General features: G+C 39.3%; 8 protein-coding genes. All 8 read left to right on the top strand.

Annotation, left to right across the window (positions count from 1 at the left end):
* The first annotated feature begins 1 nt into the window (after position 1).
* Complete coding sequence (locus O3601_RS07755; protein WP_371472256.1) at positions 2-3,022, top strand: pneumococcal-type histidine triad protein; 3,021 nt, start codon at positions 2-4, stop codon at positions 3,020-3,022.
* Between the two features lie 162 nt (positions 3,023-3,184).
* Positions 3,185-6,295, top strand: coding sequence for a pneumococcal-type histidine triad protein (locus O3601_RS07760; protein ID WP_371472259.1), 3,111 nt, complete (start codon positions 3,185-3,187; stop codon positions 6,293-6,295).
* Positions 6,296-6,668: 373 nt separating this feature from the next.
* Positions 6,669-7,340 (top strand): lysostaphin resistance A-like protein, encoded by a 672-nt coding sequence (locus tag O3601_RS07765; protein ID WP_371472262.1) that lies wholly within the window; start codon positions 6,669-6,671, stop codon positions 7,338-7,340.
* Positions 7,341-7,469: 129 nt separating this feature from the next.
* Positions 7,470-10,742 carry an ATP-dependent nuclease subunit B gene (gene rexB / locus O3601_RS07770; protein ID WP_371472265.1) on the top strand — a complete coding sequence of 1,091 codons (3,273 nt, stop codon included), beginning with the start codon at positions 7,470-7,472 and terminating at the stop codon, positions 10,740-10,742.
* Positions 10,742-14,392 carry a helicase-exonuclease AddAB subunit AddA gene (addA, locus tag O3601_RS07775; protein ID WP_371472268.1) on the top strand — a complete coding sequence of 1,217 codons (3,651 nt, stop codon included), beginning with the start codon at positions 10,742-10,744 and terminating at the stop codon, positions 14,390-14,392. Before rexB ends, addA begins: the two co-directional genes overlap by 1 nt.
* A gap of 17 nt (positions 14,393-14,409) precedes the next feature.
* The gene (locus tag O3601_RS07780; protein WP_371472271.1) at positions 14,410-15,588 is read left to right on the top strand and encodes a hypothetical protein; all 1,179 of its coding nucleotides are present in this window, start codon (positions 14,410-14,412) and stop codon (positions 15,586-15,588) included.
* Between the two features lie 239 nt (positions 15,589-15,827).
* Entirely contained in the window at positions 15,828-21,854 is a 6,027-nt protein-coding gene (locus O3601_RS07785; protein WP_371472273.1) for a ZmpA/ZmpB/ZmpC family metallo-endopeptidase, read from the top strand.
* Between the two features lie 41 nt (positions 21,855-21,895).
* Positions 21,896-22,722, top strand: an 827-nt coding sequence (locus O3601_RS07790; RefSeq protein ID WP_371472275.1) for an SIALI-17 repeat-containing surface protein, incomplete at its 3' end; no start/stop codon positions are given.

Genomic DNA, 22,722 nt, shown 5'->3' on the forward strand with positions numbered 1-22,722 from the left:
AATGAAAATCAATAAAAAATATGTAGCGGGTTCAGTGGCAGTTCTTGCCCTAAGTGTTTGTTCCTATGAACTTGGACGGTACCAAGCTGGTCAAGTTAAGAAAGAGTCTAATCGAGTTGCTTATATAGATGGTGACCAGGCTGGTCAAAAGGCAGAAAATTTGACACCAGATGAAGTCAGTAAGAGAGAGGGAATCAACGCCGAACAAATTGTTATCAAGATTACGGATCAAGGTTATGTGACCTCTCATGGAGACCATTATCATTACTATAATGGTAAGGTTCCTTATGATGCCATCATCAGTGAAGAATTGCTGATGAAAGATCCGAATTATCAGTTGAAGGATGCAGACATTGTCAATGAAATCAAGGGTGGTTATGTGATTAAGGTAGACGGGAAATACTATGTTTACCTTAAGGATGCTGCCCACGCGGACAATATTCGGACAAAAGAAGAGATTAAACGTCAGAAGCAGGAACATAGTCATAATCATGGAGGCGGTTCTAACGATCAGGCGGTAGTTGCTGCCAGAGCTCAAGGACGCTATACAACGGATGATGGTTATATCTTTAACGCATCTGATATCATCGAAGATACGGGTGATGCTTATATTGTTCCTCATGGCAATCACTTCCACTATATTCCTAAGAGTGACTTGTCTGCTAGTGAATTAGCTGCTGCGCAAGCCTTCTTATCTGGAAAAGGTGGTCAATTAAGTACAGTTGAATATCGTTCGAGCAGAGCTGAAACAAGATCTAGTGTGAGAACAAGTCAATATGAGTCTCCTCAAAATCCTGCAGCAGCTCCTGAGAGTCAAAATGAGGATTTAGCTAGTCTTCTTCAAGAATTGTACGCCTTGCCCCTTAGCCAACGTCATGTGGAATCTGATGGATTAGTATTTGACCCAGCACAGATTACAAAACGTACTGCAAATGGTGTGGCGGTTCCTCATGGAGATCATTTCCATTTCATTCCTTATTCGCAAATGTCTGCTTTGGAAGAAAAATTGGCTCGAAATCTACCAATTGGAGGTCAGCCAGTTCAAAGTCATTCTGACAATCCGAAAACAAGCAGTACAGAGAAACCAAGTTCAACACCAAGTTCACCGATTAAACCAAACTTTAATCTCAATAAGCCGGCACCGAATAGAGCAACTGGAGGCGCCTATACAACGGATGATGGGTATGTCTTTAGTCCTACAGATGTGATTGAAGATACAGGTGATGCTTTTGTTGTACCACATGGCAATCATTTCCACTATATACCTAAGAGTGATTTGTCAGCAGGAGAATTGGCTGCCGCCCAAGCTTATTGGAATGGGAAGCAGGGCTCACATTCTGCTACAAGCTCAAGTAAACCAAGTAGTAACAATCCAAATCCGGCTCCAGCCCAACCAAGTTTGACAGAGACTCCAAACCTGGCTGTCACCCCAACTTATCATCACAATCAAGGGGAAGATATCCCAACACTTTTAAGTGAATTGTATGCCAAACCTTTATCAGAACGCCATGTAGAATCTGATGGACTCGTCTTTGATCCGGCACAAATCATCAAACGTACAGCTAACGGTGTTGCAGTGCCTCACGGAGACCATTATCACTTTATTCCTTATTCACAAATGTCACCGCTGGAAGAAAAATTGGCTCGTATGATAGCTGTTAAGGGACAAAATGGCAGTGTCTTGCCAAGTATTACTCCTCTGAAGCCAGCCCCTACTACCAAACCTCTAGCACCAGTGGAAAATAAACCGACAGAATTTGATGTCAACCAGGTTGTTAGAAAAGTTGGTGATGGATATATTATAGAGGATAAGGGCGTTAGTCGTTATGTTCTAGCTAAAGATTTGACCAAGGATAAGATTGATGCTATTGAAAATCTCTTGTCTAAGAAAACTCAAAAGACACACGCCCTAGTTGCGAAGAAAGAAAATGTCGCTCCTCGTGACCAAGAATTTTATGATAAAGCATATAATTTATTGGCCGAGGCTCATAAAGCCTTGTCTGAAAATAAGGGTCGTACTTCTGATTTCCAAGCCTTAGACAAATTAGCAGAACGCTTGAATGATGAATCTTCTAATAAAGGAAAATTAGTAGATGATTTATTGGCATTCCTAGCACCAATTACCCATCCAGAACGTCTTGGTAAACCAAATTCTCAAATTGAATATACCGAAAACGAAGTCCGTATTGCACAATTAGCTGATAAGTATACAACCTCAGATGGCTACATTTTTGACGAACATGATATTATCAGTGATGAAGGAGATGCCTATGTAACGCCTCATATGGGTCATAGTCACTGGATTGGAAAAGACAGTCTTTCTGATAAGGAAAAAGCAGATGCTCAATCTTATACTAAAGAAAAAGGTATCCTACCTCCGTCTCCAGATGCAGACGCTCAAGCAAATCCAACTGGAGATAGTGCGGCGGCCATTTACAATCGTGTGAAAGGTGAGAAACGAATTCCACTCGTTCGACTTCCATACATGGTCGAGCATACAGTTGAGATTAAAAATGGTAATTTAATCATTCCACATAAGGATCATTACCATAACATTAAATTTGCTTGGTTTGATGATCACTCATACAAGGCTCCAAATGGTTATACATTGGAAGACTTATTTGCGACGATTAAGTATTATGTTGAACATCCTGACGAACGTCCACATTCTAATGATGGATGGGGCAATGCCAGCGAGCATGTCTTAGGTAAGAAAGACCACAGTGAAGATCCAAATAAGAACTTCAAAGCAGATGAAGAGCCAGTAGAGGAAACACCTGCTGAACCAGAAGTCCCTCAAGTAGAGACTGAAAAAGTAGAAGCTAAGCTCAAAGAAGCAGAAGCTTTACTTGCTAAAGTAACAGATGCTAGTTTGAAAGCCAATGCAACGGAAACCCTAGCTGGTTTACGAAATAACTTAAGTCTCCAAACCTTGGATAATAATGGTATCATGACAGAAGCAGAAAAATTACTTGCTTTGTTAAAAGGTAGTAATCCTACATCTGTAAGCAAAGAAAAATAAACTAATGAAAAATGAAAGTCTCGATAAAGAGGCTTTCATTTTTATTATGTATATACGAAAAATTCTTGACAAGTAATACTAAAAAGAGTAAACTATTAACTAGTTAATTAACCGGTTCATCGTTTTGTGGTGAATCAAATAGGCTTAAGAAAAGAGAAAAGAATGAAAATCAATAAAAAATATGTGGTGGGTTCGGTGGCAGTTCTTGCCCTGAGTGTTTGTTCCTATGAACTTGGACGGTACCAAGCTGGTCAAGTTAAGAAAGATTCTAATCGAGTTGCTTATATAGACGGTGACCAGGCTGGGCAAAAGGCAGAAAATTTGACACCAGATGAAGTCAGTAAGAGAGAGGGAATCAACGCCGAACAAATTGTTATCAAGATTACGGATCAAGGTTATGTGACCTCTCATGGAGACCATTATCATTACTATAATGGCAAGGTTCCTTATGATGCCATCATCAGTGAAGAACTCCTCATGAAAGATCCGAATTATCAGTTGAAGGATTCGGACATTGTCAATGAAATCAAGGGTGGCTATGTGATTAAGGTAGACGGGAAATACTATGTTTACCTTAAAGATGCGGTTCATGCGGACAATATTCGGACAAAAGAAGAGATTAAACGTCAGAAGCAGGAACATAGTCATAATCATAATACAAGCACAGATAATGCTGTTGCTGCAGCCAGAGCCCAAGGACGCTATACAACGGATGATGGTTATATCTTCAATGCCTCTGATATCATTGAGGATACGGGTGATGCTTATATCGTTCCTCATGGCAATCACTTCCACTATATTCCTAAGAGTGATTTGTCTGCTAGTGAATTAGCTGCTGCCCAAGCCTTCTTATCTGGGAAAGGTGGCCAATTAAGTACGGTTGAATATCGTTCAAGCATAGCTGAAACAAGATCTAGTCTAAGAATGAGTCAATCTGAAACTCCTCAAGATTCTGCCAAAGCTCCGGAGAGCTCAAATGAGGATTTAGCTAGTCTCCTTCAAGAATTGTACGCTTTGCCACTTAGCCAACGTCATGTGGAGTCTGATGGCTTGGTATTTGACCCAGCACAGATTACAAAACGTACTGCCAATGGTGTGGCAGTTCCTCACGGGGATCATTTCCATTTCATCCCTTATTCGCAAATGTCTGCTTTGGAAGAAAAATTGGCTCGAAATCTACCAATTGGAGGTCAGCCAGTTCAAAGTCATTCTGACAATCCGAAACCAAGCAGTTCTGAGAAACTAAGTTCAACCATTAAACCAAACTTTAATCTTAATACGCCGGCACCAAATCGAGGAACTGGAGGAGCTTATACAACAGATGATGGGTATGTCTTTAGTCCAACAGATGTGATTGAAGATACAGGTGACGCTTTTGTTGTACCGCACGGCAATCATTTCCACTATATACCTAAGAGTGATTTGTCAGCAGGAGAATTGGCTGCCGCCCAAGCTTATTGGAATGGTAAACAGGGTTCTCATTCTTCTACAAGCTCAAGTAAACCAAGTAGTGATAATACTAAACCAGCCCAACCAAGTTTGACAGAGACTCCAAACCTGACTGTCACCCCAACATATCATCAAAATCAAGGGGAAGACATTTCAACACTTTTAAGTGAATTGTATGCCAAACCTTTGTCAGAGAGACATGTAGAATCGGATGGATTAGTCTTTGATCCGGCCCAAATCATCAAACGTACTGCAAATGGTGTAGCAGTGCCTCACGGAGACCATTATCACTTTATTCCTTATTCACAAATGTCTGATTTAGAGCAGAAGATTGCAAGAATGATTCCACTTCATTATAGTTCAAGTCATTGGTTACCATCAAGACCAAATCTAATCCCTGCTCCAGATCCTACCCCAGTACCAAGTCCACAACCTGTACCAAATCCTCAATCATCTCCAAGCAATGCAATTGATGGAAAATTGGTGAAACAGGCGGTTCGAAAAGTAGCTGATGGTTATGTCTTTGAAGAGAATGGAACCTCGCGTTATATCTCTACTAAGGAACTTTCAGCAGAAACTGTTGCAGCCATTGATAATAAACTTTCCAAACAAGAAAGTTTGTCTCATGTGTTAGGAGCTAAGAAAAGTACCATCCCTTCTAGTGATCAAGAATTTTACAACAAGGTTTATGATTTACTAGCAAAAGTTCATCAAAATTTGATTTCTAATAAAGGGCGCCAAGCTGATTTTGACGCTTTGGATAAACTATTGGAACGTCTTAATGATGTTTCAAGTGATAAAGTCAAGTTAGTTGATGATATTCTTACCTTCCTAGCACCAATTACCCATCCAGAGCGACTTGGCAAACCAAATGCTCAAATTGCTTATACGGACGATGAAATTAAATTAGCGAAATTAGCAGGTAAGTATACAACAGAAGATGGCTATATCTTTGATCCTCGTGACATAACTAGCGATGAAGGCGATGCCTATGTAACTCCACATATGACTCATAGTCATTGGATTAAGAAAGAAAGTTTGTCTGAAGCTGAAAGAGCAGCAGCTCAGACTTATGCTAAAGAGAAAGGTTTGATGCCTCCTTCAACAGATAATCAGGGGGCAGGAAATACTGAGGTTAAAGGAGCAGAAGCAATCTATAATAAAGTGAAGGCAGCTAAGAAAGTTCCACTTGATCACATGCCTTACAATCTCCAACATACTGTTGAAGTTAAAAATGGTAGCTTGATTATACCTCATTATGACCATTACCATAACATTAAATTTGCTTGGTTTGACGAAGGACTTTATGAGTCACCTAAAGGCTATAGTTTAGAGGATCTCTTTGCGACTGTAAAATATTATGTTGAACATCCAAATGAACGCCCTCACTCAGATAATGGTTGGGGAAATGCCAGCGACCATGTTCGTAAAAATAAGGTAGACCAAGACAGTAAACCTGATGAAGATAAGGAACATGATGAAGTAAGTGAGCCAACTCACCCTGAATCTGATGAAAAAGAGAATCACGCAGGTTTAAACCCTTCAGTAGATAATCTTTATAAACCAAGCACTGATGAAGACGAGACAGAGGGAGTAGCTAACGATACAACAGACGAAGCTGAAGTCCCTCAAGTAGAGACTGAAAAAGTAGAAGCCAAGCTTAAAGAAGTAGAAGATCTACTTGATGCAGTAACGGATGCTAGCTTGAAAAACAATGTGACAGAGAGCCTAGCTGGTTTACGAAATAATCTGAGTCTCCAAACCATGGATAATAATGGCATCATGGCAGAAGCGGAGAAATTACTTGCTTTGTTAAAAAGGTAGTGAGTCAGTTATGACTAAATCAGAAGCATAAATTTATCCTGTTAAATTAAAATGATGTAAGAGTCAGTAGCAATACTGACTTTTATTTGTCTCGCTCCGTAAGGTTCAGGCTAAATAAACCACCTGATTTTTTGGGGGCTTTGGATTCATTTAGGAGAAATCAATCTATATCCAAGGCTAGTAGTTTAATCATAGGTCTTCCTTTGTTAGAGAAGATAATGGTAAAAGGGTAGGGGGGGACTGATTTTACAGTTTAAGATGTTTTGATAATAATTCATGATTTGAAGAGGATATTTCGCCAATATATGCTATACTAAACTTGTGATTCAACAAAGTGTTTTGTATGCTTATCAAGGAAAGCAGAGGGTTTAATATGAAAAAACGGGCTATTCAGATTTTACTAGCATTGTCCTTAATTTTTTACAAATCAACTTGGTTTTGGGGGCTTTTCAATCACCTCACAAAGCCGTATCTACCAGCAAGTCGTGAATTTTTTCAGATTCTGCTTTTGATGGAGAGTGGAGTTCTTTTATTAGCAGTCATCTATCTACTAGTTTTTACAGGAAAGAAGACTTTTCATTTCAAGTGGCAGCTGAGGTATTTTATCTACCTTTTACTGGGTTACATCACTTTGTATATGTCTGACTTCCTCTTGTCTTATTTCATACCCTCGTCTTCAAATCAAATTTCTTTGAATGAAACGATAGAAATGATAGGGAGACAGGAATTACCCTATTTCTTGCTCATTGCTTGCTTCATCGGCCCTATTGCTGAGGAATTGATTTATCGCGGTGTGCTTATGACAACCTTTTTCAAAAATTCGCCTTGGTACGGAGATGTCTTGCTTTCTGCTATTATTTTCGGTTATATTCATATCAATTTCTCTTTAACACCTCTTGCTTTTTTCATTTATGCTAGTGGAGGGCTTATTTTGGCTATATTGTATCGTATGACAAAAACTCTCTACTATCCAATAGTGGTTCATATCCTCATCAATATCACTGCTTTCTGGAACTTATGGTTACTCCTATTTTCAGGAAATTAGCTTACTAAAACAATGTCGGAATTTCCCGGCATTTTCTTTTCAACAGATGAGCAAGAACTGATTATTTTCAGACTTGGCTGGCTAATCATGGTATAATAAAAGGTAATGAAAAATTCCAACGAGGCTGAGATGAAATTACTTTATACTGATATTCGGACTTCTTTGACAGAAATTTTAACAAGAGAGGCAGAAGAGCTAGTTGCTGCGGGCAAGCGGGTCTTCTACATCGCCCCCAACTCTCTTTCTTTTGAAAAGGAACGCGCCGTGCTGGAATGCTTGTCCCAGCAGGCTTCTTTTGCGATCACTGTTACGCGCTTTGCGCAAATGGCTCGTTACCTGGTCTTGAATGACTTGCCTGCCAAGACCAGTCTTGATGATATCGGTCTTGGGATGGCCTTTTATAAATGTCTTGCTGAACTTGATCCCAAAGACTTACGAGTATACGGCGCTATCAAGCAGGATCCTCAGTTTATCCAGCAGTTGATTGATCTTTATCACGAGATGACCAAATCTCAGATGAGTTTTTTGGACTTGGAGAGTTTGACGGATGAGGACAAGAGAGCAGACTTACTCTTGATTTTTGAGAAAGTAACGGCTTATCTCAATCAGGGGCAGTTGGCTCAGGGAAGTCAGTTGTCCCATTTGATTGAAGCTATTGAGAATGACAAGGTAAGTAGTGATTTTACTCAAATCGCCTTGGTTATTGATGGATTTACCCGTTTTTCTGCTGAGGAAGAGCGGATTGTGGACCTACTTCATGGCAAGGGTGTTGAGGTTGTCATTGGGGCTTATGCTAGTAAGAAAGCCTATACCAGTCCATTCGCTGAAGGCAATCTTTATCAAGCCAGTGTGGAGTTTCTCCATCATCTAGCCTCTAAATACCAAACACCTGCCCAGGATTATTCTCAAACTCATGAGAAGATGGATAGTTTTGACAAGGCCTCTCGTTTGCTGGAGTCTTCTTATGACTTTTCAGAACTCACATTGGATGTAGATGATAAGGACCGTGAAAACTTACAAATCTGGTCTTGCTTGACGCAAAAGGAGGAGTTGGAGCTAGTAGCCCGTAGCATTCGTCAGAAATTACATGAGAACTCAGACCTTAGTTACAAGCATTTTCGTATTCTCTTGGGGGATGTAGCTTCTTATCAATTATCTCTAAAAACGATTTTTGACCAGTATCAGATTCCTTTCTATCTTGGTAGAAGCGAATCCATGGCTCATCATCCCTTGACACAGTTTGTCGAGTCTATTTTAGCTTTGAAACGCTATCGTTTCCGTCAGGAAGATTTGATTAATCTCCTCAGAACAGGTTTGTATACCGACCTTAGTCAAGCTGATATTGATGCTTTTGAACAATATATCCGCTATCTTGGTATCAATGGCTTACCAGCCTTTCAGCAAACCTTCACCAAGTCCCATCACGGAAAATTTGATTTAGAGCGTTTAAATGCTCTTCGTCTGCGTATTTTAACACCTCTTGAAACCCTCTTTGCCAGTCGAAAACAAAAGACTGAAAATCTCCTACAAAAATGGAATGTCTTTCTAAAAGAGGGAGCGGTGACCAAGCAGTTGCAAGATTTGACAGCCACTATGGAAGCTCTTGATCAGGAAAGACAGACTGAAGTTTGGAAGGCATTCTGTCATGTTTTAGAACAATTTGCGACTGTTTTTGCTGGTTCGCAAGTTAGTCTAGAGGACTTTCTAGCCTTGCTCCATTCTGGAATGAGTTTGTCCCAATACCGTACTATTCCAGCGACAGTGGACACCGTTCTGGTGCAGAGTTACGATTTGATTGCACCACTGACTGCTGACTTTGTATACGCCATTGGGCTAACTCAGGACAATTTACCAAAAATCGCGCAAAACACCAGTCTTTTGACAGACGAAGAAAGACAGAGCTTAAACCAAGCGACAGAAGATGGGGCGCAATTGCAGATTGCCAGCAGTGAAAACCTCAAGAAAAATCGCTATACTATGCTTTCCTTGGTCAATTCTGCTCGTAAGCAGTTGGTCTTGTCGGCTCCAAGCCTTTTTAACGAAAGTGAAAGCAAGGAATCAGCTTATCTTCAAGAGCTGATCCATTTTGGATTTAGCAGGAAAGAGAAGAAGATGAATCACAAAGGGCTGTCTAAGGAAGATATGGGGTCCTATCACAGTCTTTTGTCTAGTCTGGTTGCCTATCACCAGCAGGCCGAGATGAGCGATACTGAGCAAGATTTGACCTTTGTTAAGGTTCTGGCGCGTGTCATGGGTAAAAAACTAGACCAGCAAGGTCTGGAAAATCCTGCCCTCCCAACCAGTCCAAGCAGTAAGCAGTTGGCTAAGGACACCTTGCAAGCTCTCTATCCTGCTGAACAGGAGTTTTACCTGTCTACCTCTGGTTTGACGGAGTTTTACCGGAACCAATACAGTTATTTCCTCCGCTACGTTTTAGGCTTGCAAGAGGAATTGCGTCTACGTCCTGATGCCCGTAGTCACGGAAATTTCTTGCACCGTATTTTTGAACGTGCCTTGCAGTTGCCTGATGAAGGTTCCTTTGACAACCGTCTAGAACAAGCTATTCAAGAAACCAGTCAAGAACGCGAATTTGAAGCCATTTATCAAGAAAGTTTGGAAGCCCAGTTTAGCAAGGAAGTTCTGCTTGATGTTGCGCGGACGACTGGACATATTCTCCGACACAATCCAGCCATCGAAACTATTAAAGAAGAGGCAAATTTTGGTGGAAAAGACCAAGCCTTTATTCAATTGGACAATGGTCGGAGTGTCTTTGTACGAGGTAAGGTTGACCGCATTGACCGCTTGAAAGCTAATGGGGCGATAGGAGTAGTAGACTACAAGTCTAGTCTAACTCAGTTCCAGTTTCCTCATTTCTTTAATGGACTCAATTCCCAGTTACCAACTTACTTAGCTGCCCTAAAAAAAGAAGGGGAGCAGAACTTTTTCGGCGCTATGTACTTGGAAATGGCTGAGCCTGTCCAATCTCTGATGGCCGTTAAAAGTCTGGCAGGTGCAGTAGTAGAAGTCAGCAAGTCAATGAAATACCAAGGGCTCTTTTTAGAAAAAGAAAGCTGTCATTTGGGTGAATTTTACAATAAAAACAAGGCCAATCAGCTGACGGAGGAGGAATTCCAGCTCCTACTGGACTACAATGCCCATCTTTATAAAAAAGCGGCTGAGAAGATTTTAGCAGGCCAGTTCGCCATTAACCCTTATACTGAAAATGGCAGAAGTATTGCACCGTATGTTCAGCAACACCAAGCCATCACTGGATTTGAAGCCAATTACCACTTGGGCCAAGCCCGTTTTCTAGAAAAGTTGGACTTAGCTGATGGCAAGCGTCTAGTCGGAGAAAAACTCAAGCAAGCTTGGTTTGAAAAAATAAGAGAGGAGTTGAATTGATGAATCCCATTCCCTTTTTAAGTGAGGAGGAAATTAAAAAACTGCAAGAAGCAGAAGCGCATTCGGGCAAGGAACAGAAGAAAACTGCCGAGCAAATCGAAGCTATCTATACTTCTGGTCAGAATATCCTGGTTTCAGCATCGGCTGGTTCTGGGAAGACTTTTGTCATGGCCGAACGTATTCTGGACCAATTGGCGCGTGGTGTGGAAATCAGTCAACTCTTCATCTCGACCTTTACCGTCAAGGCTGCCACAGAGCTTAAGGAACGTTTGGAGAAAAAAATCAGCCAACAAATCCAAGAAAGTAGCGATGTTGACCTCAAACAACACTTGGGACGCCAGTTGGCAGACCTACCAAATGCTGCCATCGGAACCATGGACTCTTTCACACAAAAATTCCTTGGTAAACATGGCTATCTGATTGATATTGCTCCTAATTTCCGTATTTTACAAAACCAAAGCGAACAACTGCTCTTAAAAAATGAAGTCTTTCATGAGGTTTTTGAAGCCCATTACCAAGGTAAACAGAAAGAGAACTTTAGTCATTTGCTGAAAAACTTTGCTGGACGTGGAAAAGATGAACGGGGGCTGCGTCAGCAAGTCTATAAAATTTATGACTTCCTCCAATCCACTAGTAATCCTCAAAAGTGGCTGAGTGAATCTTTCCTCAAAGGCTTTGGGAAAGCTGATTTTACCAGTGAAAAAGAAAAACTAACCGAGCAAATCCGGCAAGCCCTTTGGGACTTGGAAAGTTTCTTCCGTTATCATCTGGATAATGATGCCAAGGAGTTTCCAAAGGCAGCCTATTTAGAAAATGTTCAGTTGATTTTAGATGAAATTGGCTCCTTAAATCAAGAGTCCGATAGTCAGGCTTATCAAACGGCGCTTGCGCGTGTTGTCGCCATTTCGAAAGAGAAAAATGGTCGAGCTCTGACGAATGCCAGTCGCAAGGCTGATTTGAAGCCCCTGGCTGATGCCTACAACGAAGAAAGAAAGACCCAGTTTTCTAAACTAGGACAACTAGCAGATCAGATAACCATTCTCGACTATCAAGAACGTTATCATGGAGATACATGGGAACTAGCTAAAACCTTCCAATCTTTCATGAGCGATTTTGTGGAAGCTTATCGTCAGAGAAAACGCCAGGAAAATGCCTTTGAATTCGCTGATATCAGCCATTACACCATTGAGATTTTAGAGAAATTCCCGCAAGTTCGTGAGGCTTATCAGGATCGCTTCCACGAAGTCATGGTCGATGAGTATCAGGATACCAACCACATTCAAGAACGGATGTTGGAATTGCTGTCTAATGGTCACAATCGCTTTATGGTAGGAGATATCAAGCAGTCCATCTATCGTTTCCGTCAGGCAGACCCGCAGATTTTCAATGAGAAATTCCAACGCTATGCGCAAAATCCAAAAGAGGGCAAGCTGATTCTCCTCAAGGAAAATTTTCGTAGTAGCTCAGAAGTACTGTCAGCAACCAATGATGTTTTTGAACGTCTTATGGACCAAGAGGTCGGCGAAATCAACTATGATAACATGCACCAGCTTGTTTTTGCCAATACCAAACTGACTCCCAATCCAGACAACAAGGCAGAATTTCTCCTCTACGACAAGGACGATACAGGTGAGGAAGAAGAGAGTCAAACAGAAACGAAACTAACAGGCGAAATGCGGCTGGTCATAAAGGAAATCCTTAAACTCCATAAGGAACAAGGTGTTGCCTTTAAAGAAATTGCCCTTCTGACCTCCAGTCGCAGTCGTAATGACCAGATTCTTCTAGCCCTGTCTGAGTACGGGATTCCTGTCAAAACCGACGGAGAGCAAAACAATTATCTCCAATCCCTAGAAGTGCAAGTCATGCTAGACACCCTTCGTGTCATTCACAATCCCCTGCAAGACTACGCCTTGGTTGCCCTTATGAAGTCTCCAATGTTTGGTTTTGATGAGGACGAGTTGGCACGTTTGTCTCTTCAGAAAGCAGAGGACAAAATCCAAGAGAATCTCTATGATAAGCTAGTCAATGCTCAAAAACAGGTAAGTAGTCAAAAAGTCTTGATTCACTCAGCTCTAGCTGAGAAACTAAAGCAATTCATGGATATCTTGGCTTCTTGGCGCTTGTATGCCAAAACCCACTCCCTCTATGACCTGATTTGGAAGATTTATAACGACCGCTTTTATTATGACTATGTTGGAGCCTTGCCAAATGGTCCTGCTAGACAGGCCAATCTCTACGCACTAGCACTGCGTGCTGATCAATTTGAAAAGAGCAATTTCAAGGGCTTGTCACGTTTTATTAGCATGATTGACAAGGTCCTAGAAGCCCAGCACGATCTTGCAAGCGTGGCAGTCGCACCGCCAAAAGATGCAGTAGAGCTCACGACCATTCACAAGAGTAAAGGGCTAGAGTTTCCTTACGTCTTTATCCTCAATATGGATCAAGACTTTAACAAGCAAGACTCTATGTCAGAAGTCATTCTCAGCCGTAAAAATGGACTAGGTGTCAAATACATTGCTAAAATGGAGACAGGAGCAGTGGAAGATCACTATCCTAAAACCATCAAACTCTCCATTCCTAGCTTGACCTATAGGCAGAACGAAGAGGAATTACAGCTAGCAAGCTATTCAGAGCAGATGCGTCTCCTTTATGTTGCCATGACGAGGGCTGAGAAAAAGCTCTATCTTGTCGGCAAGGGATCTCGTGAAAAGCTGGAAGCCAAGGAATACCCAGTAGCTAAAAATGGAAAACTAAATAGCAATACTAGACTGCAAGCAAGGAATTTCCAAGATTGGATGTGGGCTATCAGTAAAGTGTTTGCCAAGGATTATCTCAACTTTAGCTATCGTTTTGTTGGAGAAGATCAGTTGACCAGAGAAGCTATCGGAGAGTTGGAAAACAAGAGCCCTCTACAAGATAGCTCTCAAGCAGATAACCGTCAGTCAGAAACTATCAAAGAAGCCCTTGAAATGCTGAAAGAGGTGGAAGTCTATAATACTCTTCACCGCGCAGCCATTGAACTTCCTAGCGTTCAAACCCCAAGTCAAATCAAGAAATTTTACGAACCTGTTATGGATATGGATGGTGTTGAGATTGCAGGTCAAGGTCAGTCAGTAGGCAAGAAAATCAGCTTTGATTTGCCAGATTTTTCAAGCAAAGAAAAGGTAACAGGAGCTGAGATTGGTAGTGCTACCCACGAACTCATGCAGAGAATTGACCTCAGCCAGCGACCAACGCTTGCTAGCCTAACAGAAACTCTCAAACAAGTTCAGACTAGTCCAACTGTGAGAGACAAGATCAATCTTTCTAAAATTCTCGCATTCTTTGATACAGCACTTGGTCAGGAGAGTCTTGCTAATACCAGCCATCTCTACCGCGAGCAACCTTTTTCCATGCTCAAACGCGACCAAAAGAGTCAGGAAGACTTTGTTGTCCGTGGTATCCTTGATGGATATCTACTTTACGAAGACAAAATTGTTCTGTTCGACTATAAGACAGACCGCTATGATGAACCAAGTCAACTCATAGACCGCTATCGTGGTCAGTTAGCCTTATACGGAGAGGCTTTATCTCGAGCCTATTCGATTGAAAATATAGAGAAATACTTGATTTTACTCGGTAAAGACGAGGTTCAAGTTGTAAAAGTATAATTTAGAAAGGAGACCTCATGACACTTCCAGTTAGAAAATCCCTGCACGATGCGGTTTTACAGGCTTCAAAAGCTGATACTTGGGAACAAGCTACCAAGGAATGGAATGAAGTTTCCCTGATTTTTAACGGTATTGGCCGTAGCAATTGTGTCTGTGGAAATGCCATCAAGTACGCCTACGAACTCTTTAACGGTGTCACAGGTCAACGCCTCTTTCCAATTGGTAGCGACTGTGTTCGTCATTTTCATCGATTGTCCCTTGACCAGCAACTGGAAGAGGAAGAAAAACTGCTCAGAAAGGTTGAAAATCTGACCAGAAAAGCCCAGAAAAAGGAGAAAATCAAGGTCAATAAAAGTGACTTTGACGAGCGTCTTCTAAAGTGGCTCTGGAAAAAAGGTGTTTTTAAACCCAATCGTGGAAATCAATTTGCACCTGAGAGAGACTACCAGCTTTTCTTAGAAGTCTTTCAAGGAGGAAGTTGGACCAAGGCAGAGCCCAAGAAGAAGGCTCGGATGGAAGAAGTCCTTGAAAAGTGTATCAAACCCTTTTTACTTGGAAAATCAGATGACCAACTCTACCTTGTCAAGCTAGGCAAGGAGAAAATTGACTACGAACAAGAACTCCGTATCCAGGCAGAGAAAGAACGCAAGAAGAGGGATAAAATCGCCAAGCAATATGCAGACAATCTGGTTCTAGCTATGGGCCCAGCAGAGCGTGCCTATCAAGATTACTTTGGCTTTACAGAGACACTGACTCAAGAAGAACGAAAGTGGGAGAAAATTCTTTTTGGTAAAAATCGGACAGAACGGGCTATCAAGGCCAAACAATACCAAAAAGAGTTGGAAAAAGACCAACGAATTGCACCCCAAGATCCAATTGAAAGAAAGCAGAAGCAGACCTGGCTCCTCAATGCCTATTTTCGTGATCTACCTGAAGAAAAATCCAGATTTGCTCGGCTCTTATTAGAATATCGAAAAAGCGGAGAAGTACCTTTTTCGACTGAATATCTGTCAGATCATCTGCTTGACTTTTTCTATAAAATGAAAGCCTTTGAGTTTGAAATCTCACCAGAACAAGTCCGAGATTTTCTAAAAGAAAGCCTTCAGACAGAACATTTATCCTCAGCACAGGAAAGCTGGATAGAAGGAATTCTCCTCAACTGCATCAAACCATTTTTAGAACGATTATTGATATAAGTAACACCTACCGTGGAAATGCCATGGTAGGTGTTCTTTTATGAAAAAAATAATAGGGAGTTGCAAAACTACTACTTGGTATTTTATATATAAAACAAAGTATGAAAACGCAACCCAATTTTAAGACTTTTTGGTAAATTAAGAGTATAATTAAAGTGTGACGCCTTTTTTATAGATAATACACTAATATATTAAAGGTCTTCGTAACATAAATATAAATTTTATTTCAAGGAGGAATCATGGAAAAGTATTTTGGTGAAAAACAGCAGCGTTTTTCATTTAGAAAATTATCAGTAGGACTTGTATCTGCGACGATTTCAAGTTTATTTTTTATGTCTGTATTAGGTAGTTCATCTGTAGAAGCTCAAGAGACTAAAGGTGTTCACTATAAATATGTGACAGAGTCAGAGTTATCATCAGAAGACAAGAAGCAGCTTGTCTATGATATTCCGACATACGTGGAGAATGATGATGAGACTTATTATCTTGTTTATAAATTAAGTTCCCAGAATCAATTGGGAGAATTGCCAAATACTGGAAGCAAGAATGATATGCAAACCTTGGTTGCTGGTGCTAGCTTAGCTGCTCTAGGGATTTTAATTTTTGCCGTTTCTAAGAAAAAAGTTAAGAATAAAACAGTATTACATTTAGTATTGGTTGCAGGAATAGGAAATGGTGTTCTTATATCGGCTCATGCTTTAGAAAATAATCTTTTACTGAATTATAATACGGACTATGAATTGACCTCTGGAGAAAAATTACCTCTTCCTAAAGACATTTCAGGTTACACTTATATTGGATATATCAAAGAGGGGAACATAACTTCTGAATCTAAAGTAAGTGATCAAGAGAAATCAGTAGTTACTCCCAAAACTCAACAAAAGGTGGATTATAATGTTACACCGAATTTTGTAGAGAATCCATCAAAGGTACAAACTATTCAGAAAGAAAAACTTGTTTCTTCAACTAAATCCACAGAAGTCCAAGTAGTTGAAAAAACTCTCTCTACAGAATTAACCAATCCAAGAAAAGAAGAGAAACAATCTTCAAATTCTCAAGAACAATTAGCCGAACATAAGAATCTAGAAACGAAGAAAGACGAGAAGATTGCTCCAAAAGAAAAGACTGGGGTAAATACACTAAATCCACAAGATGAAGTTCTATCAGGTCAGTTGAACAAACCTGAACTCTTATATCGTGATGAAACTATAGAAACAAAAATAGATTTTCAAGAAGAAGTTCAGGAGAATCCTGATTTAGCTGAAGGAACTGTAAGAGTAAAACAAGAAGGCAAATTAGGTAAGAAAGTTGAAGTCGTCAGAATATTCTCTGTAAACAAGGAAGAAGTTTCTAGAGAAATTATTTCAACCTCAACGACTGCGCCTGTTTTAAGAATAGTCGAAAAAGGTACTAAAAAAGCTCAAGTAATGAAGGAACAACCTAAGACTGGTGCAGAACATGGTGAGGTACAGTCTGGAGCTATTGTTGAACCCGTAGTCCAACCTGCATTACCAGAAGCAGTTGTAACAGATAAAGGTGAACCGGCAATTCAGCCAGAGTTACCAGAAGCAATTGTAAGCGATAAAGGTGAGCCAGAAGTTCAGCCAGCGTTACCAGAGGCAGTTGTAACCGACAAAGGCGTACCAGAAGTTCAACCAGCGTTACCAGAGGCAGTCGTGACTGACAAGGGTGAGCCAGAAGTTCAACCAGAGTCGCCAGATACTGTGGTAAGTGATAAAGGTGAACCTGAACAGGTGGCACCGCTTCCAGAATATAAAGGACCACAAGCCGGAGCTATTGTTGAACCAGAGCAGGTAGCACCACTACCAGAATACACAGGTCCCCAGGCAGGGGCAGTAGTTGAACCTGCAATCCAACCAGAGTTACCCGAAGCAGTTGTTACAGACAAGGGTGAACCAGAAGTTCAGCCAGCGTTACCGGAAGCAGTTGTAACTGACAAAGGCGAACCAGCAGTCCAACCAGAGCTACCGGAAGCGGTTGTGACTGACAAAGGTGAGACTGAGGTTCAACCAGAGTCGCCAGATACTGTGGTAAGTGATAAAGGTGAACCAGAACAGGTAGCCCCACTACCAGAATATACAGGCGTGCAAGCCGGAGCAGTCGTTGAGCCGGAACAAGTAGAACCACCCAAAGAGTACACAGGTGTGCAAGCTGGAGCGGTCGTTGAACCGGAGCAAGTAGCCCCACTGCCAGAATACACAGGTGTACAAGCTGGAGCGATAGTCGAGCCAGAGAAAGTAGAAGCACCGAAAGAATATACTGGTAAAATCGAACAAGCAAGTGCAGAAGAGACTAAACATGAAAATGAGGCAAGTCCTACAAATGGGGAAGCGGAACGTCCTAAAGATAAAATTAAAGAAGAAAAACAAGTCGACAAGAAACTAGAACTTAGAAATGTTTCAAACGTGGAATTATATACAGTAGAAAATAATAAATATCGACATGTAACTTCACTTGCGAGTGTTCCAACTACTCCAACTGATTACTTTATGAAAGTAAAATCAGAGAACTTTAAAGATGTTATGTTGCCAGTTAAGAGTATTGAGAGCGTTAGAAAAGATAATCAAGATGTTTATAAAATTGTAGGACAAGCTAATGATTTAATTCAATACGAAAACAATAGTACTTTAGAAAATTATACTTACTACCTACCTAAGACGGTAAGTAGTGAAAATGGAGTTTATACATCATTTAAAAATCTAGTAGATGCTATGAATAGTAACCCACATGGTACGTTCCGCCTAGGGGCGACTATAGATGCTCGTGAAGTAGATCTTCCAGATGGTAAAGAAAGTTATATTAATCACGAATTTAGTGGTACATTAATAGGTTCAAACAATGATAAGAACTATGCTATATATAATCTGAAAAAACCGTTATTTAATGTTTTAAATCATGCTAATATTCGAGATCTTTCAATAAAAGAAGTAAATGTTTCTTCTAAAGAAGATGCTGCCACAATTGCTAAAGAGGCGAATAATGGTACTACAATTACAAATGTTCACTCATCTGGTGTAATTGCTGGTGAACGTAGCATGGGTGGTTTAGTTTCACAAGTAACTAACTCTACAATTTCTAATAGTAGTTTTACTGGTAGAATAACGAATACTTATGATACAAGAGCTACTTATCAAATAGGTGGTTTAGTAGGAAAACTTTCAGGAGTTAGTGCTTTGATTGATAGATCAATTTCATCTATCGATATGGCGACAAATGCTAATACAGGAGACCAGGTTGTTGGTGGTATAGCAGGTGTTGTTGATAAAAAAGCGACAATTAGTAATAGTTATGTTGAAGGAAATCTTAATAATGTAAAACATTTTGGTTATGTTGGAGGAGTTGCAGGGTATCTTTGGGATAGAGAATCATCAGATGAAAGAAACTCAGGTCAACTTACAAATGTATTAAGTGACGTTAATGTTACGAACGGTAATGCTATTGCTGGTTATGATTTTAAAGGAATAAGAGCAACTAACACTTATAGTAATAAAAATAATAAGGTAGTCAATGTAGTACAAGTAGATGATGAAGTACTAAGTAGAGATTCAGAAATGCAAAGAGGAACTGTATTAGAAAATAATAAAGTTCTGGAGAAAAAAGCTGAACTTGTTCATAAAAATGATATTAAAACAGAAGACTTTAACTTCTCTTCTAAATATAAAACGGATTATAGAAATTTAAAAGATGCTGATATTTCTAGGTTGAAAGTATATAAAAATATTGAGAAACTATTACCTTTCTATAATAGAGAGACAATTGTTAAATATGGTAATTTAGTGGACACTAATAATGATTTATTTACTAAAGAGCTTGTGTCTGTAGTTCCGATGCATGAGAAAGAAGTAATTTCTGATATTAATAAACATAAAGCTAGTATTAATAAGCTGTTACTTCATTATTCAGATAATACTTCTCAAACATTAAATATAAAATATCTACAAGATTTCTCTAAAGTAGCAGAATATGAAATAGCTAATACAAAATTAATATACACACCTAATACGCTGTTGCATAATTATGATAATATTGTAAACGCTGTTTTAAATGACCTGAAATCTGTTCAATATAGTTCAGCTGGAGTTAGAAATGTCTTAGATATTTCTAATGACATAAAATTAACTGAATTATATCTAGATGAACAATTCGACAAAACAAAAGCAAACATTGAAGATAGTTTATCAAAACTTCTTTCTGCTGATGCGGCAATAGCTGAAAATAGTAATTCAATAATTGATAATTATGTAATAGAAAAAATTAAGAATAATAAAGAAGCGTTACTTCTAGGTTTAACTTATCTAGAACGTTGGTATAATTTTAAATATGATAATGCGAGTGCTAAAGATTTAGTATTATATCATTTAGATTTCTTCGGTAAGTCTAATAGTTCTGCATTAGATAATGTTATTGAATTAGGTAAGTCTGGCTTTAATAATTTATTAGCGAAAAATAATGTAATTACTTATAATGTATTATTAGCGAAAAATTATGGAACTGAAAGTTTATTTAAAGCATTAGAAGGTTATAGAAAAGTATTTCTACCAACTACTTCTAATAACGACTGGTTTAAAAAACAATCTAAAGCTTATATAGTTGAAGAAAAATCTACTATTCCTGAAGTAAGTTCTAAGCAGTCAGAACAAGGAACAGAACACTCTATAGGTGTTTATGATAGATTAACTAGTCCATCATGGAAATATCAAAGTATGGTCTTACCGTTATTAACTTTACCAGAAGAAAAAATGATATTTATGATCGCCAATATTTCAACTATAGGATTTGGTGCTTATGATAGATATAGAAGTCCTGAACATCCTAAGGGAGAGAAATTAAATAAATTTGTAGAAGATAATGCAAAAGAAGCGGCTAAACGATTTAGAGATCATTATGATTATTGGTATAAAATTCTAGATAAAGAAAATAAAGAAAAATTATTTAGAAGTGTCCCAGTCTATGATGCATTTAGATTTGGAAATGATAAAGATAATAAGTTACAAGAAGCTAATTTTGAAACTAATCATCCAGCTATTAAAAACTTCTTTGGCCCTGCTGGAAATAATGTTGTTCACAATGCTAATGGTGCATATGCAACGGGTGACGCATTCTACTACATGGCTTATCGTATGTTAGATAAATCTGGTGCGGTAACATATACTCATGAAATGACACATAACTCTGATAGGGAAATTTATCTTGGTGGCTATGGTCGAAGAAGTGGCTTGGGACCAGAGTTTTTTGCTAAAGGCTTATTACAAGCACCAGACCATCCAGATGATGCGACCATTACCATTAACTCAATCTTGAAACATTCAAAATCTGATAGTACAGAAGGACAACGATTACAAATACTTGATCCAACTACGAGATTTAAAAACTCTGATGATTTGAAGCAATATGTCCACAATATGTTTGATGTCGTTTATATGTTGGAATATCTTGAAGGACAATCAATCGTTAAGAAACTGAATGTTTATCAGAAAATGGAAGCTCTCAGAAAAATTGAGAATAAGTATGTGAAAGATCCAGCAGATGGAAATGAGGTTTACGCCACTAACGTAGTCAAAACATTGACAGAAGAAGAGGCCCAACAATTGACTAACTTTGATAGTTTGATTGACCATAATATCTTATCAGCTCGTGAGTACAAGTCTAAAGAATATGAAAGAAATGGCTACTTCACTATTAAATTATTTGCGCCGATTTATGCAGCATTAAGTAGTGATATAGGAACACCTGGCGACTTGATGGGCCGTCGTATGGCTTATGAACTCTTGGCTGCTAAAGGCTTTAAAGATGGTATGGTACCATATATTTCAAATCAATATGAAGACCTTGCTAAACAAAATGGTAAAAAAATAACTATTTATGGTAAAGAACGAGGATTGGTGACAGATAAACTTGTTTTAGAAAAGCTATTTGATGGTAAGTATCCATCTTGGGCAGCCTTTAAAAAAGCTATGTATCAAGAGCGCATTGCTCAGTTTAATCATTTAACTAAAGTTACTTTTAAAGATCCGACGCAATCATGGATGAGTAATGCCACCAAGACCATTCAAAGAGTAAATGATTTACAACAACTAATGGATGAAGCTGTTCTACAGGATGCAGAAGAACGTAATTATTATTATTGGAATAACTATAATCCTGAGACTGACAGTGCAGTTCATAAGTTGAAGAAAGCAATATTTAAGGCTTATCTAGATAAAACCGATGATTTTAGAAGTTCAATTTTTGAGAATAAAAAATAGTGTTTACTGTTAGGAAATAAAATTAAAGAAGGTGATTACGCTTGTCATTATTTAAAAAAGAACGGTTTTCGATCCGAAAAATCTGTGGGATTGTTGGTTCGGTGTTACTCGGAAGTGTCTTGGTTGCACCGTCAGTCATTCATGCTTCTACCTATCACTATGTTGAAAAAAACGCTCTTACAAAGGAAGAACAAAGCAAGATTCAAGCAGGAATTCCTACTGATAATGAAGCAAGTTATGCTCTTATTTATCAGCAGGAAGCTCTTCCTGCAACAGGTTCATCGACTTCTGTGCTTACAGCTTTAGGTCTATTAGCTGTTGGTAGTTTAGTTCTTTTAGTTCATAAAAAGAAAAAAGTTGCTAGTCTGTTCTTAGTTACTACTATCGGACTGATTAGTCTTTCTAGTATGCAAGCTCTCGATATAAGCAATCCTTTGAAAGCTCCAAGTAATGAAGGAGTAGTTCAAATTACTGGATATCGTTATATTGGATACTTATCCCTTGATGATAATGCAATTTCAGAAATTCAACATAAGGATGAGGGGACAAAGAATGTTCCAGTATCTGAAACTCAGGTAAGTATCCCTAATGAAGCGCCTAAAGCTGAGAAACCTAAATACACTGAGCCTGTAAGTACAGTCCCAGACGAGGCGCCTAAAGTAGACAAACCTGACTATACGCAACCAATAGGAGCAAACCTTGTAGAGCCAGCAGTTCATGAAAAACAAGCATACACTGAACCTGTAGGTACTGTTCCAGACGAGGCTCCTAAAGCAGAGAAGCCTAAACATACAGTACCCGTTGGTGGTAATCTGGTAGAACCCGCAGTTCAACCGGCATTACCAGAAGCTGTTGTTACTGACAAAGG

The sequence above is a fragment of the Streptococcus sp. 20925_1_69 genome (assembly GCF_041432365.1).
Classification (GTDB): Bacteria; Bacillota; Bacilli; order Lactobacillales; family Streptococcaceae; genus Streptococcus.